Annotated in this window: 14 protein-coding genes; 11 read left to right on the top strand and 3 right to left on the bottom strand. The window is 57.8% G+C overall.

Features of this window, described 5'->3' with window-relative positions; all coding sequences use genetic code 11:
* Positions 1-328: 328 nt before the first annotated feature.
* From xdhA to ACR0AY_RS10415, 8 genes are all read left to right on the top strand, one after another.
* On the top strand, positions 329-1,690 hold the full coding sequence (gene xdhA, locus ACR0AY_RS10450; protein WP_170512563.1) for a xanthine dehydrogenase small subunit: 1,362 nt from the start codon (positions 329-331) through the stop codon (positions 1,688-1,690).
* Positions 1,687-4,089, top strand: coding sequence for a xanthine dehydrogenase molybdopterin binding subunit (gene xdhB / locus ACR0AY_RS10445; RefSeq protein WP_170512565.1), 2,403 nt, complete (start codon positions 1,687-1,689; stop codon positions 4,087-4,089). Before xdhA ends, xdhB begins: the two co-directional genes overlap by 4 nt.
* Entirely contained in the window at positions 4,089-5,024 is a 936-nt protein-coding gene (gene xdhC / locus ACR0AY_RS10440; protein ID WP_170512567.1) for a xanthine dehydrogenase accessory protein XdhC, read from the top strand. The genes xdhB and xdhC overlap by 1 nt, the downstream gene beginning before the upstream one ends.
* On the top strand, positions 5,021-6,538 hold the full coding sequence (locus ACR0AY_RS10435) for an ABC transporter ATP-binding protein (protein WP_170636097.1): 1,518 nt from the start codon (positions 5,021-5,023) through the stop codon (positions 6,536-6,538). The genes xdhC and ACR0AY_RS10435 overlap by 4 nt, the downstream gene beginning before the upstream one ends.
* Before the next feature lie 38 nt (positions 6,539-6,576).
* Positions 6,577-7,659 (top strand): ABC transporter permease, encoded by a 1,083-nt coding sequence (locus ACR0AY_RS10430; protein WP_170392492.1) that lies wholly within the window; start codon positions 6,577-6,579, stop codon positions 7,657-7,659.
* A 1-nt stretch (position 7,660) separates the two neighbouring features.
* Entirely contained in the window at positions 7,661-8,581 is a 921-nt protein-coding gene (locus tag ACR0AY_RS10425; RefSeq protein WP_170392493.1) for an ABC transporter permease, read from the top strand.
* A 34-nt stretch (positions 8,582-8,615) separates the two neighbouring features.
* A complete protein-coding gene (locus tag ACR0AY_RS10420; RefSeq protein ID WP_170392494.1) occupies positions 8,616-9,689 on the top strand; it encodes a BMP family ABC transporter substrate-binding protein in 1,074 nt (357 codons plus the stop codon).
* A gap of 106 nt (positions 9,690-9,795) precedes the next feature.
* Complete coding sequence (locus tag ACR0AY_RS10415; RefSeq protein ID WP_170512570.1) at positions 9,796-10,986, top strand: S41 family peptidase; 1,191 nt, start codon at positions 9,796-9,798, stop codon at positions 10,984-10,986.
* A gap of 195 nt (positions 10,987-11,181) precedes the next feature.
* Here ACR0AY_RS10415 and ACR0AY_RS10410 read toward each other — a convergent pair whose 3' ends face one another.
* Together ACR0AY_RS10410 and ACR0AY_RS10405 are read right to left on the bottom strand one after the other, a co-directional pair.
* Positions 11,182-12,414: an HlyD family secretion protein gene (locus ACR0AY_RS10410; RefSeq protein WP_170392496.1), complete on the bottom strand. Its 1,233-nt coding sequence runs from the start codon at positions 12,412-12,414 to the stop codon at positions 11,182-11,184.
* Between the two features lie 3 nt (positions 12,415-12,417).
* Positions 12,418-12,828, bottom strand: a complete 411-nt coding sequence (locus tag ACR0AY_RS10405; protein ID WP_170512621.1) for a hypothetical protein — start codon at positions 12,826-12,828, stop codon at positions 12,418-12,420.
* Between the two features lie 203 nt (positions 12,829-13,031).
* On the opposite strand from ACR0AY_RS10405, the gene ACR0AY_RS10400 reads away from it, so the two are divergent.
* The 3 genes from ACR0AY_RS10400 to ACR0AY_RS10390 all read left to right on the top strand — a co-directional run bounded on the left by ACR0AY_RS10400 (position 13,032) and on the right by ACR0AY_RS10390 (position 15,157).
* Positions 13,032-14,093: an NAD(P)/FAD-dependent oxidoreductase gene (locus tag ACR0AY_RS10400; RefSeq protein WP_170512572.1), complete on the top strand. Its 1,062-nt coding sequence runs from the start codon at positions 13,032-13,034 to the stop codon at positions 14,091-14,093.
* A gap of 2 nt (positions 14,094-14,095) precedes the next feature.
* Complete coding sequence (locus ACR0AY_RS10395) at positions 14,096-14,749, top strand: DUF938 domain-containing protein (RefSeq protein WP_170512574.1); 654 nt, start codon at positions 14,096-14,098, stop codon at positions 14,747-14,749.
* Between the two features lie 72 nt (positions 14,750-14,821).
* On the top strand, positions 14,822-15,157 hold the full coding sequence (locus tag ACR0AY_RS10390) for a carboxymuconolactone decarboxylase family protein (protein ID WP_170392499.1): 336 nt from the start codon (positions 14,822-14,824) through the stop codon (positions 15,155-15,157).
* 69 nt (positions 15,158-15,226) lie between these two features.
* Here the strand turns inward: ACR0AY_RS10390 and ACR0AY_RS10385 are convergent, their stop codons facing one another.
* Positions 15,227-17,734: a GcvT family protein gene (locus tag ACR0AY_RS10385; RefSeq protein WP_170512576.1), complete on the bottom strand. Its 2,508-nt coding sequence runs from the start codon at positions 17,732-17,734 to the stop codon at positions 15,227-15,229.
* Between the last annotated feature and the right edge of the window lie 21 nt (positions 17,735-17,755).

Below are 17,755 nucleotides of genomic sequence, written 5' to 3'. Positions count from 1 at the left end.
CTCAGCCAGCGACGTTGCAAAAGCGGGAACCGGCACCATCGAATGCCGAAAAAATCATCGGTGATTATTCGGCTTTTTCAGAAGGTGCTTCGGGCGCAGGAACGCACACCTTCTCAAAAAGTGTTTATTTTCAATTTATTAAGTTTCACACATACGCTACAATCATGGGCCACTCGGGTGCAATGGTGTATCATATAGGCAGTTTTTCTTGCCAGATAAGGTGCGCTGTTTCTAACATCTGACGGCAAGCTACCGCCCGCCACTCTTTCTACGTCGCATCGAAGGAGGGCCGAACGGGCGCAACCGGGTAACGCGACGGGTTTCTCGAATGAACATCACGTTTCTTCTGAACGGAGAGACAGTGGAGCTGCCGGATGTCGATCCGACGGCCACCCTACTGGACTGGCTGCGTGAAGATCGCGGTCTGACAGGCACCAAAGAAGGCTGCAACGAAGGCGATTGCGGCGCGTGCACGGTCATGGTGACGGACGAAGAGGGTGCAAAAGCTCTGAACTCCTGCATCCTGTTCTTGCCCCAGCTGCATGGCAAAGCGGTTCGTACAGTCGAAGGGGCAAGCGGCCCGGATGGCGAAGCACATCCCGTTCAACAGGCAATGGTTGACCTGCACGGTTCGCAATGCGGTTTTTGCACTCCGGGTTTTGTCATGTCGATGGTCGCCAGTCATGCGACGGGCGCCACGGATCATGACACCCAGCTTGCCGGAAACCTTTGCCGCTGCACTGGCTATGCACCGATTATTCGCGCTGCGAAAGCAGTCGAGGACCGTCCCGTGCCAGTCTGGGTCAAAGACAAGCCACTCGCATTTTCTGCTGCGTCGCGCATGCTGCCAGAATCTTCCGATGAACTGGCAGCTGTTTATGCTGAAAACCCGGATGCCACACTGGTTGCCGGAGCAACAGATGTCGGCCTGTGGGTGACAAAGCAACTGCGCGATCTGGATCCAGTAATCTTCCTCAACCGTTGCGATGATCTCAAGCAAATCACCATCACCGACGATGAAATTCGCTTTGGCGCAATGGTCGATATGAATCGGATGGGTGAGGCTCTGGCCGATCTTCACCCCTCTTACGCCGAAATGATCCGCCGCTACGCCAGTGTTCAGGTGCGCCATGCTGCAACGGTGGGCGGCAACATCGCCAATGGCTCGCCCATTGGGGACAACCCGCCTGCGCTGATTGCTCTGGACGCAACCCTTCATCTGCGCAAAGGCGACACCCGCCGGTCCCTTCCGCTGGAAGAGTTCTTTATCGACTATGGCAAACAGGACCGCGTTCCCGGTGAATTCGTCGAAGCTGTCAGCTTCCCCCGTCAGCTGGATCGCCTGAAGGCCTTTAAACTCAGCAAGCGGTTCGATCAGGACATCTCGGCCGTCTGCGGGTGTTTCAACATCACCGTCTCGGGCGGCATCGTCACGCAGGCGCGCATCGCGTTCGGCGGCATGGCCGGCATCCCGAAACGGGCAACTCATGTCGAGGCCGCATTGGTCGGTAAACCTTGGGCGCGCGAGACGATTGACGCCGCGCTGCCTGCCTTTGCTGACGATTATTCACCACTCACGGACATGCGCGCCTCGGCCACCTATCGACTGGAAACCGCCAAAGCGATGCTCGAAAGATACTTCCTGGAAGATCAGGGCGAAGTGACCAATGTGCTGGAGGTATCGGCATGAGCGTGACCAAACCCCTCCCCCACGACGCAGCACCGCTGCACGTTTCAGGAACCGCGCGGTATGTGGACGATATCCCAACACCCAGGGACAGTTTGCATCTGGCTTTTGGCCTCAGCCCGATTGCCAAAGGCAAGATCACCGCAATGGACCTGTCTGCGGTGAAGGCTGCCGAGGGCGTCGTGATGGTTATGGCCGCGGATGATCTGCCCTTCGCCAACGACGTATCGCCTTCGATCCATGATGAACCGCTACTGTCGGACGGCACGGTTCACTATATCGGTCAACCGGTGTTTCTGGTCATCGCCAGCAGCCATCTGGCCGCCCGCAAGGCGGCCCGTTTGGGCAAGATCGACTATGCCGAGGAAACCCCGATCCTAACCGTCGAAGAGGCTCTGGCCGCCGACAGTCGGTTCGAAGACGGCCCGCGCATCTATGCCAAAGGTAATGCTGATGCGGCTATTGCAGGATCCGCCCATGTGATCGAAGGGTCATTCGAGCTTGGCGGGCAGGAGCATTTCTATCTGGAAGGTCAGGCCGCTTTGGCCGTGCCGAATGAAGGCGCGGATATGCTGGTTCACAGCTCGACCCAGCACCCGACCGAGATCCAACACAAGGTGGCCGATGCGTTAGGCGTTCCGATGCACGCCGTCAGGGTCGAGACGCGCCGTATGGGCGGCGGTTTTGGCGGCAAGGAAAGCCAGGGCAATGCGCTGGCCGTTGCTTGCGCGGTCGCCGCTTGCACAACTGGCAAGGCGTGCAAGATGCGTTATGACCGCGACGATGATATGACCATCACCGGCAAACGCCACGCGTTCCGCATCGCCTATAAGGCCGGATTTGACGAAAACGGCCATATTCAGGGCGTCTCGTTCCACCACTACGCCATCTGCGGCTGGGCGCAGGACTTGTCCCTGCCCGTCGCCGACCGCGCGATGCTGCATTCGGACAATGCCTATCTGTTGCCAAATGCACGGATCGAAAGCCACCGGCTGAAGACCAACACCCAATCCGCCACCGCTTATCGCGGCTTCGGCGGCCCGCAGGGCATGGTTGGCATCGAACGCGTGATGGACCACGCCGCGTATGAGCTGGGTCTGGACCCGGTGGAACTGCGCCGCCGAAACTATTACGAACCGGCCCATGCGATTGCCGAGATCACGCCGTCCGAGAAGCCTTTGGGTCATCCCGACCCGCATGAGGACCTAACAAGCCGCGGCGCGGTCGAAACCGGGGACGCCGCCGTGCGCCCTCTGCCCGCTGGTGGCAATACCACACCCTACGGAATGGAGGTCAGCGATTTCGAATTGCACGGGATGACTCAGGCCCTACTGAAATCCAGCGATTACGAAACGCGCAAGGCCGCCATTGCGAAATGGAACGCCGAGAACAGCGTGATCAAGAAGGGCATCGCCTTCTCTCCAGTTAAGTTCGGGATTTCCTTCACGCTGACCCACCTGAATCAGGCAGGCGCTTTGGTGCATGTGTATCAGGATGGCTCGGTCCATCTGAACCACGGCGGCACCGAGATGGGTCAAGGCCTGTTCCAGAAGGTCGCGCAGGTGGCGGCTTCGCGCTTTGGCATCCCGCTGGAGATGGTCAAAATTACCGCCACAGACACGGCCAAGGTGCCGAACACTTCGGCCACGGCAGCATCCTCGGGCAGTGACCTGAATGGCATGGCAGTGAAGGCGGCCTGCGATACGATCCGCGATCGAATGGCGGACTATCTGGCCGAGCGGCATCAGGCCGATCCGTCGACTGTCACCTTCTCTGATGGCCATGTTTCGGTTGGCGCCGAACGCTACACCTTCGCTGAAGCTGCGGCGCTGGTCTATCAGGGTCGGATCAGCCTGTCGGCGACCGGTTTCTACAAGACACCCAAGATCGAATGGGACCGGATCGCCGGACGAGGCCGTCCGTTCTTCTACTTCGCCTACGGAGCATCGGTCACCGAAGTGGCCGTCGACACTCTGACTGGTGAGAACCGCATTCTGCGCACCGATATCCTGCATGATGCCGGTGCTTCGTTGAACCCGGCGTTGGATATCGGGCAGGTTGAAGGAGGTTATGTGCAAGGCGCGGGCTGGCTAACGACCGAGGAACTGGTCTGGGACGGCACGGGCAACCTGCGCACACACGCACCCTCGACCTACAAGATTCCCGCCTGCTCAGATCGACCCGACGTATTCAACGTCGCACTCTGGGATGCCGAAAACCGTGAGGACACGATCTATCGTTCGAAAGCGGTGGGCGAACCTCCGTTCATGCTGGGTATTTCAGCATGGCTGGCCTTGTCGAATGCGGTCGCGGCCTGTGGAGAGGTCTACCCCGCTCTTGATGCACCAGCCACGGCTGAAGAAGTCTGGCGCGGCGTCCAAAAGATGAAGGGAGGCATCTGATGGGAATTGACTTGGAGGCTTTGAGGGAGGCGGTCAAAACCCACGGAACAGTTGTCCGGGTGGTCATCGCCGGCATCAAAGGGTCGTCTCCACGTGAAGTGGGGGCTGCGATGCTAGTCTGGAAGGACGGGCAAAGTGGCACCATCGGTGGAGGCACGTTGGAGTATCAGGCAGCCGAAGCTGCGCGATCCCAAACCACCGCCACCCGACTAACGCATCACGCTCTTGGCCCCGACATGGGGCAATGCTGCGGTGGTGCAGTTTCATTGCTGAGTGAAGTATTTGATCATGAAACGCTGAATGCACTGGACGATACCGTCATCGCGCGTTCGGCCTCGGGCGGAGAGATGCCGCTATCGGTCAAACGTCTGCTGGCGGCAGCGCGAGGACAGGGTGTCGCACCCAAGCCCCAACTGATCGAAGGTTGGATGGTCGAACCCGTTCACAAACCGACGCGTAATCTGTGGATCTGGGGCGCAGGCCATGTAGGCCGAGCGCTGGTGGAAGTTTTGTCCCCCCTACCCGATCTGGCAATCACCTGGGTCGATACCGGACCCGAGCGGTTTCCCGATGTAGTTCCAACCGGTGTAACCCCGGTTCCGACCGCAAAACCCGCCGAGCTGGTTCGCCACGCGCCAACCGATGCCGAGCATCTGGTGCTGACCTATTCGCACAATCTGGATCTGGAACTGTGCAACCGGCTGCTTTCGCACAATTTCCTCTTTGCGGGGCTTATCGGCTCGGCTACGAAATGGGCGCGATTCCGGTCGCGGCTTGCGGCCCTTGGACATCCGCCCGAGCGGATCAGCCGGATCACCTGTCCGATCGGCGATCCGGGCTTGGGCAAACACCCGCAGATGATCGCCGTTGGGGTGGCAGCGCAACTGTTACGCCCCGCCCGACAGAACGAATTGAAGAAGGACCTGAGCGCGTGACCACTCCACTTCTGAGCTTGCAAGGGCTGACCAAAGCCTATCCCGGCGTCGTGGCCAATGATCAGGTGTCCTTTGACATCGGTGAAGGCGAAGTTCACGCACTGTTGGGCGAGAACGGCGCAGGCAAATCCACGCTTGTCAAAATGATCTACGGGCTGGTGAAGCCCGACAGCGGCACGATGCTGCTGCGAGGGCAGCCCTATGCACCGCCTGAACCGCGCGCCGCACGTGCGGACGGGATCGCGATGGTGTTCCAGCATTTTTCGCTGTTCGATGCATTGAACGTCGCCGAGAATATCGCTCTGGGGATGGAGAACCCACCCCCGATGGGAGATCTGGCGTCGCGTATTCGCGAAGTATCCGAAACCTACGGCTTGCCCTTGGATCCTTTCCGTACGGTGGGTGATCTGTCTGCGGGTGAGCGTCAGCGGGTCGAAATCATCCGCTGCTTACTGCAGGACCCAAAGTTGCTGATCATGGACGAGCCGACCTCGGTTCTGACGCCGCAAGAGGTTGAAATCCTTTTCAAAACGCTGAACAAATTGCGCTCGGAAGGGACATCGATCCTGTATATCTCGCACAAGCTGGAAGAGATTCGAACGCTATGCGACCACGCCACGATTCTGCGGCTGGGTAAGAATGTGGGCGAATGTGTACCAGCTGAAACCTCAGCGCGCGATATGGCTGAGATGATGGTGGGCTCGACCCTGCAGACACCTGAACGTTCCGGCCGGGAGTTCGGTGACGTTGCGCTGGATGTCAGCGGATTGTCAGTGCCGTCGCCGTCGGAATTCGGAACCGCGCTTCGCAACGTCCACATGACCGTCCGCAAGGGCGAGGTTCTGGGGATCGGGGGTGTCGCGGGGAACGGTCAGGATGAATTGCTGGGTGTGCTTTCTGGCGAAATTCCGACCACCGCAGATGCGATCAAATTCAGCGGTCAACCCATCGGCAAACTCGGCCCGACCGCGCGGCGTAAGCTGGGCGTGTTGACCGCGCCCGAAGAACGGCTGGGCCACGCGGCTGCCCCTGATATGAGCCTGACCGAAAACGCTCTGCTGACTGGGTCGGTCCGCGAGGGGCTAGAGAATAACGGCTTTCTGAAGTGGTCCGAGACCAAGAGCTTTGCCGAAAAGATCATTAGCGCCTTTGACGTGCGTACGCCGGGTCCTGAAAATGCCGCCCGGTCGCTGTCGGGCGGGAACCTGCAGAAGTTCGTGATTGGTCGCGAAGTGCTGCAAAACCCGGATGTTCTGGTCGTGAACCAGCCGACTTGGGGCGTGGATGCAGCGGCGGCGGCCTCGATCCGGCAGGCCATTCTGGATCTGGCGGCCAAGGGAACTGCGGTCATCTGTATCTCGCAAGACCTCGATGAACTGATGGAAATCTCAGACAGCTTTGCCGCCTTGAACGAAGGACGACTAAGCGCCCCGCGTGAAACTACGGGTCTGACGGTCGATGAGATCGGCCTGATGATGGGCGGCGCGCATGGCATGGAGGTGGCCCATGTCTAAACAATTACAAGAAAAGAGAAACGCGGGGGTATGAGCAAATGATTGTGTTGGAGAAACGGCCTCAGCCGTCCAAGGCGTGGTCTTATGCCACCCCTCTGGTCGCGGTCCTGGCGACGATGGTTTTTGGTGGCATACTGTTCGCCATTCTGGGCAAAAACCCGGTCGAGGCTATTGGAACCATTTTCTGGGAACCCCTGTTTGGCGAGTTCGCCTTCTATTATCGGCCGCAATTGCTGGTTAAGGGCGCGCCCCTGGTTTTGATCGCCATCGGCCTGTCTTTAGGCTTCCGCGCCGGTATCTGGAATATCGGGGCCGAGGGTCAGTACATTATGGGGGCCATTTTCGGTGCGGGCGCTGGTCTGGCATTCTATCCGCTGGATGCATTCTACATCTTTCCGATCATGGTGATTGCAGGCGCGTTTGGCGGCTGGCTATGGGCAATGATCCCAGCCTTCCTGAAAGTGCGCTTCGGTACCAATGAAATCCTTGTGTCGCTGATGTTGGTCTATGTGGCCGAACAGATGCTGGCCTCGGTCTCGCTAGGCCTGCTGAAGAATCCCGAAGGGTTCGGCTTTCCGGGTTCGCGCAATCTGCAATCCTACGACAGCGCGTATAATGCCGAGCTGATTGCGGGTTCAGGCATGCACTGGGGCGTAGTCACTGCCCTGATCGCTGTTATCTTTGCATATGTCTTGCTGAACCGGCACATGCTGGGCTTCCACATCCGCCTGACAGGTGAGGCCCCGCGTGCGGCGAAGTTCGCCGGTGTAAACCCTGCCCGCCTGATCCTGTTCTGTTTGGGTCTGGCCGGCGCGCTGGCCGGTCTTGCGGGGATGTTCGAAGTCTCGGGCCCTGCTGGCGTGGTCAGCATCGATTTCAACGTCGGTTACGGCTTTACCGCGATCATCGTGGCTTTCCTTGGCCGTTTGCATCCGGTAGGCATCCTGCTGGCCGGAGGTCTGATGGCGTTGACTTATATTGGTGGTGAAATCGCCCAATCTCAGCTGGGTCTGCCCGCCGCAGCCATTCAGGTATTCCAGGGGATGCTTCTGTTCTTCCTGCTGGCATTTGATCTTCTGACAAACTACCGCATTCGTGCGGCCCGTAGCGAGGTAGCGTAATATGGACCTTGGTGAAATTAACCCCGTCCTTCTGGTCGCCTCGCTAATGGTGGCCGCAACCCCACTTTTGTTGGCCGCAATCGGAGAATTGGTGGTCGAAAAAGCAGGCGTCCTGAACCTCGGTGTCGAGGGCATGATGATCGTGGGCGCAATCAGCGGCTTCGCAATCTCGGTCGAGACCGGTTCGCCCTGGCTGGGCTTTATTGCGGCAGCAATCGGTGGCGCGGTGCTATCGCTGTTGTTTGTGCTGCTGACGCAGGTGGCGCTGGCCAATCAAGTTGCCAGCGGCCTGGCCCTAACACTGTTCGGCCTCGGGTTCAGCGCGCTGATGGGGCAGAGCTACGTAGGAATCAAGCCGCCCAGCATGGGTGAAATCCATATCCCTGTGATCAGCGATATCCCTGTTATTGGACCAATCCTGTTTCAGCACGACCCGATCCTCTACGTCGGAATTGCCCTGACGGCCGCCGTCTGGGCCACGCTGAAATACACACGCATCGGCCTGATATTGCGCGCCGTTGGCGAAAACCACGATGCGGCGCATGCGCTGGGCTACAAGGTCATCAAGATTCGCATCATGGCGATCCTGTTTGGTGGTGCTTGCGCTGGCTTGGGCGGCGCCTACATCAGCCTGATCCGCGTGCCGCAGTGGACCGAGGGCATGACAGCCGGTGTCGGCTGGATTGCCTTGGCGCTGGTGGTTTTTGCCAGCTGGAAACCATGGCGTGTCTTGCTGGGCGCCTATTTGTTCGGCGGCATCACTGTGTTGCAGCTTAATTTGCAGGCAGCGGGCGTTGCCATTCCTGTCGAGTATCTGGCAATGTCGCCCTACATCATCACGATCCTTGTGCTTGTGATCCTTTCGGCCGACAAGAGCAGCGCACCTGCCGCATTGGGCCGGACCTTCCATGCCTCGCACTAAGCGAGGCCAACTGAACCAACTTGGGGAGTAACACATGAAATTCACTACACTTTTGGCAAGCGCCGCAATGGCGCTGGGTCTGGCCTCGGGGGCCATGGCCCAAGACAAGACCAAAGTCGGCTTCGTCTATGTCGGCCCAGTGGGCGACGGCGGCTGGACCTATGAGCACAACAAGGGCCGTCTGGCCGTGGAAGAGCACTTTGGCGACAAGGTTGAAACCGTGTTCGTCGAGTCGGTGCCTGAGGGCCCAGATGCAGAACGCGTGATGACCCAGATGGCACTGGAAGGCGCGGACCTGATCTTCACCACCTCGTTCGGCTACATGGATCCGACCATCAACGTCGCGAAGAAATTCCCGGATGTGAAATTCGAGCACGCAACCGGCTACAAGACCGCCGACAACGTCTCGGTCTACTCGGCCCGCTTCTACGAAGGTCGCGCCGTTCAGGGTCACATCGCCGGGAAAATGACCGAGTCGAACATCATCGGCTATATCGGTTCCTACCCGATCCCTGAAGTGATCCGCGGCATCAACTCGGCATACATCCACGCCAAGAAGGTAAACCCCGACGTCGAGTTCAAGATCGTCTGGGCTTACACTTGGTTCGATCCTGCGAAAGAAGCTGACGCCGCCACAGTTTTGATCGAACAGGGCGCGGACGTGATCCTGCAGCACACTGACTCGACTGCACCGCAGGCAGCCGCGCAAGAGGCAGGAAACGTTGTCACCTTTGGCCAGGCCTCCGACATGAGCGAATACGCACCCTTCCCGCGTGTGTCTTCAATCATCGACGATTGGGCTCCCTACTACATCGCGCGGACCCAGGCCGTGATGGACGGAACATGGGAAAGTGCCAACACATGGGATGGCATCCGGGAAGGCATGGTAGCAATTGGTGAGATTTCGGACGCCGTTCCCGCCGACGTTAAAGAAGAAGCACTGGCGCTGAAAGCCGCGATGGCAGCCGGCGAATACCACCCCTTCACTGGCCCGCTGAAAAAGCAGGACGGCAGTGACTGGCTGGCCGAAGGCGAGACCGCCGATGACGGTACGCTGGCGGGCATGAATTTCTACGTTGAGGGGCTGGAAGGCGAAATCCCGCAGTAGAAACTGACCCGGAAACTAACAACAAGGCCCGCATGTTTTTGCGGGCCTTTTTAGTCGCCCTGAGCCCAATCTGGACATTGACGAATGGCTATGCGCATCGTGAAACATGTCGCTCACGGAAGACCTGAACCAAATTTTAGAAACTGCCCTGCCGACCGATCCCAGTTTTCGACAGATCGAAAAGGCCGTGATTGACGACTGTATTGGTGAAACCCGGCAATATGCCTCAGAGGGCTCTGTCGAAGCCTTCCTGTTGTCAGCGATGCGTTTATTGGCACTTCCCGGCAATGGGCACACACGGCTGATCCCGAATGATGCGATCGCGGTGCTACCGCTGAGATTCGTGAGCGTTGGACGTTCCGTTCAATTCATCGACGCGGCGCCAGAGATAGCCGCACCGCGAGGAGAGTTGATAGCGGTCAACGGCTCAGCTTTGAGCCAGATTGAAGCCACTGCAGAGAAATTTCTGGCGGGAACGTGCCAAAGGAAACGGGTCATCGGCCCGATTCTACTGGCTTGGCCGTACGCTTTGGCACGTTTGGGTTTTTCGTCAAACGGCGGCACGACCGAGTTCCGTGTGCAGGACGAAAATGGGCGGATAGCCAATCTGAAAGTGGCCAATGAACATACAGTTCCTGGATCGATGCTCTATCCGAGAAACGAGCACGGCAAGGCTGATCCAGCCTGGGAACCCGAGATATTTGTAGAGATAGAGGACTGGCAAGAGCTAGGGCTATCAATAGCGTTACCAAGCTTCTTTGATCCGAAGGAAAATGCGCTGCCTAAAGCCATCTCAGCCGCGGTGGAATGCGTGCGCGCATCCTCGAACAAAACACTACTAATTGATGTTCGCGGAAACACTGGTGGCGACTTTCTTCTAACGATGCCCTTGATCGACGCGATCTCAGAAAGCGCAAACAAGCAGGTTGTTATGCTTGTCGATAAATTCACGTTTTCCGCAGCGATAGTGTTTGTAGCCATCCTCAAACATCGATTGGGAAACAGGCTCAAACTCATTGGTGAGGAAATGGGTGATGGGCTGATGTTCTTTGCCGAGGGCGGATTGCTCGAATTGTCGACCAGTGGAGCGATCGTTCGATACTCATCAGCCTTTCACGACTGGAAGAATGGAACGACTGACGATACCACGCCGCCCGAAATCGCAAGAAAAATCGTACCTGCGGGATCACTGAACTTGGATTTGGAATGGGTCGAAAGACCTGCAGTTGAGGATGCACCAACCGAACTCCATCAACGAGTTCTCAAAAGCATGAGCAAATCGCTAAACAGCCGCTAAGTCCGCATAGCTGCATTCAAAGAAAGCAAATGCTGCACGCACCGCGAAGGTCTACTTGGTGGCCAGTCTTATTGGAGACCCAACACCATCGGCCCGTGGGCAATATTAGCCACGAGCGTTTTGATACCCAGCTGTCGTCGGGTCAGGACTTCAAGCGATTGAAACGCCGCAATGGTCAGCTTCTAGGGCGTGAAATTAGTGTCCTCCCAGCACCAGAGTGTTCACCGGCATCAGTATCAGTCGCAGGCGCAGGCCTGCCGCATGAACGACGCCAATCGTGTCTACCACATGCAGGAACGATTTTTCCCAGAAGCCGAGGCTCTCATCCTCCAGCTTTGCATGATTGTCCGTATAGATATTCGCCAGACAGTTGCTGCCTGGAGGCACATCATCGGCCATGCTTTTGTAGAGCGGTTCAAGGTAGACAAGGATCGAACCCGGATTAGTGTTGCTCTGCACGTCCCGCAACTCATCAGATGGCCTGATCTGCCCCGATGGGATCACATCCTGCACCTCGACGACAACCACCGGGATAACGGTAAAGGGCTTGGTCATGCAGCCCAATTCGCCAATCATACCCGGTTTGACCACCTGGGCCGAAAGCTGACTGAACGCCGCCTGGAATCGGTCATGTCCGGAGGAGGATGGCACCAGAATACCCGCCGGGCGCAGCAAAGGGCTGACATAGTCGCCGACCTGAAGCCCGAATTGTTCAACCCTGCCCGTCACTCCAGCGTTGACCACAGTCTTGTCCAACTCGGTCAATGCCGCATCCAGCTGCGCATTGGCACTGGCAAGTTGGGCCGGGATCAGCTCTTCGATCTGTTGTACAACCGCTGCGCGCTTTGAGACGGCTGCTTTGACCTGCGCTTCACGCTCGGCAACCAGATTTTCCAACCGATCAATCTCGGCCAAGCGCACCGCGCTGGATCCCTCGTCACGTAGGGTGGTATTGCGTTCCAGATCCTCGAGCGACTGATCCAGAGCTGCGCGCGCGCCAGCAATCCCGGCCTCAGCCTCGGCCAGATCGGTTTCCGCCACCTTCAACGAGGCTTGAACCTGAGCAATCTGTGCATGCGCCGCTTCGACCTGCGCGGTTTGCGTGAAGTCTTCGATCCGGAAAATCGGCTGTCCAGCTGTCACCTGCTCATTGTTGCGCACGTAGACTTCGGAAACGCGCCCCCCTAGCTGCGGAAGGATCGTTACCGTCCGGAAGTAGGAAGCCGCTGTTTTGCTGGACGGGTGGAAATAAAACAGCGTTGTGATAACGGTTAGCGCCAAAATAGCGCAAGTCGTCAGCCCCCAGCGCAACTCGTACCACATGGTGAACAGCGTGATCTCGTGTCCGATCCGTTTGCCCTGCACAAAGCGGCGAAACAGATAGTCAGGAAGCACGGTAATCAGGGCGCACAGCATCGTCTCGATCATTGTTCAGTGCCCCTGTGCTGCCGGTTCGGAAGATTTGGATTGTTCGGGCTCAGTTTCCAGCTCAGGAGGGGGTGAAGCGTGTTCTTTGTCCTGCCCAGGCGCCAAAGATCGGATGGCATCGGCAATCGAGCGCAGCGGTGCCGCGAAATCAGGGAACTGGAACCCAGCCACAAGGATGGCGGCAACCCAGAAAAGGCCGTTATGCGTAAACAAAGCCAAAAGCGCCAGAATCCCAACCAATTGGAATTGCGGGTGATTGGTTTCATGCGCCATTTTTTCCGGGATCGAATGCAACGTGAAGTAGGCAACCCCGATCAGCACGACCATCCCGACGGTAAAAAACAACATGAAGGTGAAGAGGAAGTCGCTACCATCTGCCTGTGTCACATATGACGGAATGTGCCCCGTTGCCATCGGGTGAATATCTGCCGCGTTCACGTCCGCCTCCGAATCTTATGTTGTTTGCACTAAAAGCAGGCTGGCCGCCTACGATCAAGTTTCCATTGCGGTGGGCTTGTGTCTTTTCGTTTGGCAGTACGCGTGCCATGGTCCGCCAATGTCGCCAGTCAACTTACCACCGGCTCGATCACTTGGCGGCCGGAAACGGAACAAAACGCATGATTGATTTTCTGATAATCGGTGGCGGTGTCGCCGGGCTAAGCGCAGGTGCGCGCCTGTCAGAGCACGGCAGAGTTACGGTGTTAGAGGCCGAGGAGGGATTGGGATATCATACTTCGGGTCGTTCAGCCGCCCTGTTCGAAAAGGGTTACGGTCCAAACTCGGTCAAGGCATTGAACGAGGCAAGTGCTGCGTTTTTTGAAACAAATGCGTACCTAACACCACGCGGCCTGATGCTGATTGGCGGAAGGGATCAACAGGCGCTGTTTCAAAAAGACGCCCAAGATCTTGGTGTGCAAGAGATTTCGCCGGATGATGCCATCGGACACATTCCTGTCCTGAATGCTGAAACTGTCGGTTATGCAGCCATAAGTAATAGCGCATATGATATCGATACAGATCGCGTCCTGCAGGACTTTGCGCGAACCGTCCGCAAGAATGGCGGTTCAGTCCTGACCCGTCAGAGGGTCAGCAGCATCCGCAAATCGGTTCATTGGACCGTCGAAACCTCAGAATCCTTTGAGGCACGCAATCTGGTAAATGCCGCCGGAGCCTGGGTCGATGAGGTGGCGCAGATGGCGGGGATTTCCCGCATCGGGATCACACCTTACCGTCGATCGATTGCGCGCATCCCCGCACCGGGCGGACATGACCTGCGAAACTGGCCAATGATGCTGGGCGCAGGCGAGAGCTGGTACGCCAAACCTGATGCGGGCAAGCTACTGGTCTCGCCTTGCGAGGCGGACCCAACCACACCCCATGACGCTTACGCCGATGACATGGTTCTCGCAGAAGGACTGGCACGATACGAAGCGATGGTTACTGAAACTGTAACTCGGGTAGAAACCAATTGGGCGGGGTTACGTAGTTTTGTTGCCGATGGCACGCTGGTGCTCGGACCTGATCCAACCGATCCATCGTTTATCTGGTCGGCAGCACAGGGAGGGTATGGGTTTCAGACCGCTCCTGCTGCCTCGCAACTTGTGGCGGATCTTGTGACTGGCGCGTCGCCGCGCCTTGATGCGGCGATTGTGAAAGCGCTGACACCCGGTAGGCTGTAACGATGTCAAAACGCAAACTGCCCCCAAATGCCAGCGTCGCCACCGAGGGCGACGGCAGCAAACTCGTCGCCCCAGCCGCCAGCCGAAACACGGTTGTGCTGTGCGATCTTCTGGCACGGGTCGCCCCGTCATCAGGTCAGGCCCTGGAACTGGCCAGTGGAACCGGACAACACATTTCGGCCTTTGCCCAGCGGATGCCCGGGTTGCATTGGCAACCCAGCGAAGTCACCTCCGAACGGCGCGCCAGCATCGATGCGTACACCAAGGGTTTACCAAACACCGCCGCAGCCGCTCATCTGGATGCAACTGCGGAGGGTTGGCACAAAACAATGGCGCAGCAAGATTTGGTTTTATTGATCAACCTCTTGCACCTGATCAGTTTGCCCGAGGCTGAAACCCTCGTTGCCGAAGCAGCGTGCGCTCTGAAAACGGATGGGCGTTTGGTGCTTTATGGCCCTTTCAAACGTGACGGACACCTGACAAGCGATGGCGACCAGCGATTTCACGACGCACTGGTCCAACAAGACCCTGAGATCGGGTACAAAGACGACACACATATATTGTCTATGTTAAAGGACAACGCCCTCGAACTGGTCGAAATCGTAAAGATGCCTGCGAACAACTTGGCATTTGTCGCCCAAAAAACTGGAATCTGATCAGGATCAAAGTCTGCTTTGCTCTTCATCATTCATATGCAGATTATCATATGTATCAAGAAGGACGTGATAATGAGCTGGCAGGATTCACTGAACGAAACGCGCAAAAGCTTGCGTAACCTTAACGGAGCCATTCCTGATACGGCGCGTGCCTTCGGGGCGCTGGGAAAATCTGTCAAGGAAGGCGGGACGCTGGACTACAAAACCAAAGAGTTCATCGCGTTAGGCATGTCAATCGCAGTACGTTGTGAGCCTTGCATTACCCTGCATTCCGAGGCGTTGGCCAAGGCAGGAGCCACCCGCGACGAGATTTCGGACGTTCTGGCAATGGCCATCCAGATGGGCGGTGGGCCGTCCATGATGTATGCCGCCAAGGCACTAGACTGCTTTGATGAATTAAGCGCATGAAAAAAGCCCACCGAGAGCGGGCTTTTAGTAGGCGGTGCTACGTGAGTACCGCCTTATTTCTTGGAAGCGTCAGCCGTCTTTGCGGATTGTTTCGTTCTTCGGATCGTAGGGGCTGTCGCAAGTCACGACCGCATCCCACAGCTTGTCCTGAATTTTGACCTGCAGCTTGGTGCCTTCGACCGCCAACTCGGGCTTGACGTAGCCCATACCGATGGATTTCTCGAACGCCACCGAGTACCCGCCCGAGGTCAAACGACCCACGCGCTCACCTTCCGGCGTGTACAGCGCCTCGCGGCCCCAGGGGTCGGCATCGTCCGGTCCGTCGATCAGCAGAGTGCAGCACTTCACGCGCACGCCGGTCTCTTCCAGCTTGGCTTTGCCGTAGAAGTCTTTCGACAGATCAACAAAGCGCGGCAGGTCAGCTTCCAGCGGGGTCGCGTCGCGGCCCAGTTCGGTGCCGAAGGCGCGATAGGATTTCTCCTGGCGCAGCCAGTTTTGGGCGCGGGCACCAACCAGTTTCATGCCGTGCTTTTCACCGGCCTTCTCCAGCAGGTCGAACAGATAGTTCTGCATCTCGATCGGGTGGTGCAGTTCCCAGCCCAGCTCACCCGTATAGGCCACGCGGATCGCGTTGACCGGGCACATGCCCAGTTCGATCTGACGGGCCGACAACCAAGGGAAGCGCTTGTTGGACAGCGCGGTTTCCGGATCGGCGTCCTTGATGACCTCTTTCAGAACGTCACGCGACTTGGGTCCGGCGATCGCGAAGACGCCCCACTGGGTGGTCACGTCCTGGATTTCGATGTAGCCGAACTCCTCCATCTTGTCCTCGGCCGCCTTGCAAAGGTAGTCGGCGTCGTACTCGGTCCAGGCACCGGCAGAGACGATGTAGTAATTGTTCTCGCCATTGCGGACGATGGTGTATTCGGTGCGGGTGGTGCCGTGCGCGGTCAGCGCGTAGGTCAGGTTGATGCGACCGACCTTGGGCAGCTTGTTGCAGGTGAACCAATCCAGGAACTGGGTCGCACCGGGGCCTTTGACGACATGCTTGGTGAAGGCCGACGCATCGATCAGGCCAACGCCTTCTCGGATCGCTTTGGCTTCTTCGACGGCATACTGCCACCAACCACCGCGGCGGAAGCTGCGGCTTTCTTTGTCGAAGTTATCAGGCGCATCCAGCGGGCCGAAATAGTTCGGACGCTCCCAGCCGTTGACCCAGCCAAACTGTGCGCCACGAGCTTTCTGACGGTCGTAGGCCGGAACGGTGCGCAGCGGACGGCAGGCTTCGCGCTCTTCGTCAGGGTGGTGCAGGATGTAGACGTGCTCATAGCACTCTTCGTTCTTGCGCGCCGCGAACTCGGTGGTCATCCAGTTCGACGAATACCGCTTGGGGTCCAGCGAAGCCATGTCGATCTCGGCTTCGCCATCGACCATCATCTGAGCCAGATAATAACCGGTGCCGCCCGCAGCGGTGATGCCAAAACTGAAGCCTTCAGCAAGCCACATGTTGCGCAGCCCCGGAGCGGGACCGACCAGCGGGTTGCCATCAGGTGTGTAGCAGATCGGGCCGTTGAAATCGTCTTTCAGACCGGACTCAGCACAGGACGGCACGCGTTCGGCCATCGCCATGTACTGATCGGCGATCCGATCCAGATCCAGCGGGAATAGGTCAGCGCGGAAGCTGTCCGGCACGCCGTGTTCGAACTGCGCAGGAGCGCCATGTTCGTAGATACCCAGAATCCAGCCGCCACGTTCTTCGCGCGCATACGACTCGTTGTCGGCATCACGCACAACTGGATGCTCGGGGTTGCCCGCTTCACGCCATTTGACCAGCTCGGGGTCTTTGTCCATGACGATGAAGGTATGCTCGACCGGGATCGCGGGCAACTTGATACCCAGCATTTTCGCGGTCCGCTGTGCGTGGTTGCCTGACGCGGTCACAACATGTTCGGCGGTGATCACAACCTGCTCATCTGACGGAATGAGGTTGCCGCCCTTTTCGACCATCTTAGTGCAGGTGACTTCCCAGTGAGTACCGTTCCAGCGGAACGCATCGGCCTGCATCTTGCGAACGATGTCGACACCGCGCTGACGCGCACCTTTGGCCATCGCCTGGGTCACGTCCGCAGGGTTAATGTAGCCGTCTTCAGTGTGATAGATCGCGCCTTTCAAGTCGGAAGTTTCGATCAGAGGCCAACGTTCCTTGATTTGCTCGGGCGTCAGCCACTCATATGCAACATCACAAGTTTCCGCTGTGGATGCATAGAGCATGTATTCATCCATACGCTCTTGCGTCTGTGCCATACGCAGGTTTCCGACTACGGCGAAGCCTGCATTCAAGCCGGTTTCTTCCTCTAGTGTCTTGTAGAAATCGACTGAGTACTTGTGGATGTGGGTCGTGGCATACGACATGTTAAACAACGGCAACAGGCCCGCTGCGTGCCAGGTGGAACCGGATGTCAGTTCGTCCCGCTCGATCAGCATCACATCATCCCAGCCCGCTTTGGCAAGGTGATAGGCAATCGAGGTCCCGACGGCGCCGCCGCCAACGACCAGTGCTTTGACTTGGGTTTTCATAGCCGGGTGTCTCCCCTTGAA

The sequence above is a fragment of the Ruegeria sp. A5 genome (assembly GCF_056543005.1).
This window is presented reverse-complemented; position numbering and strand designations above follow the sequence as displayed.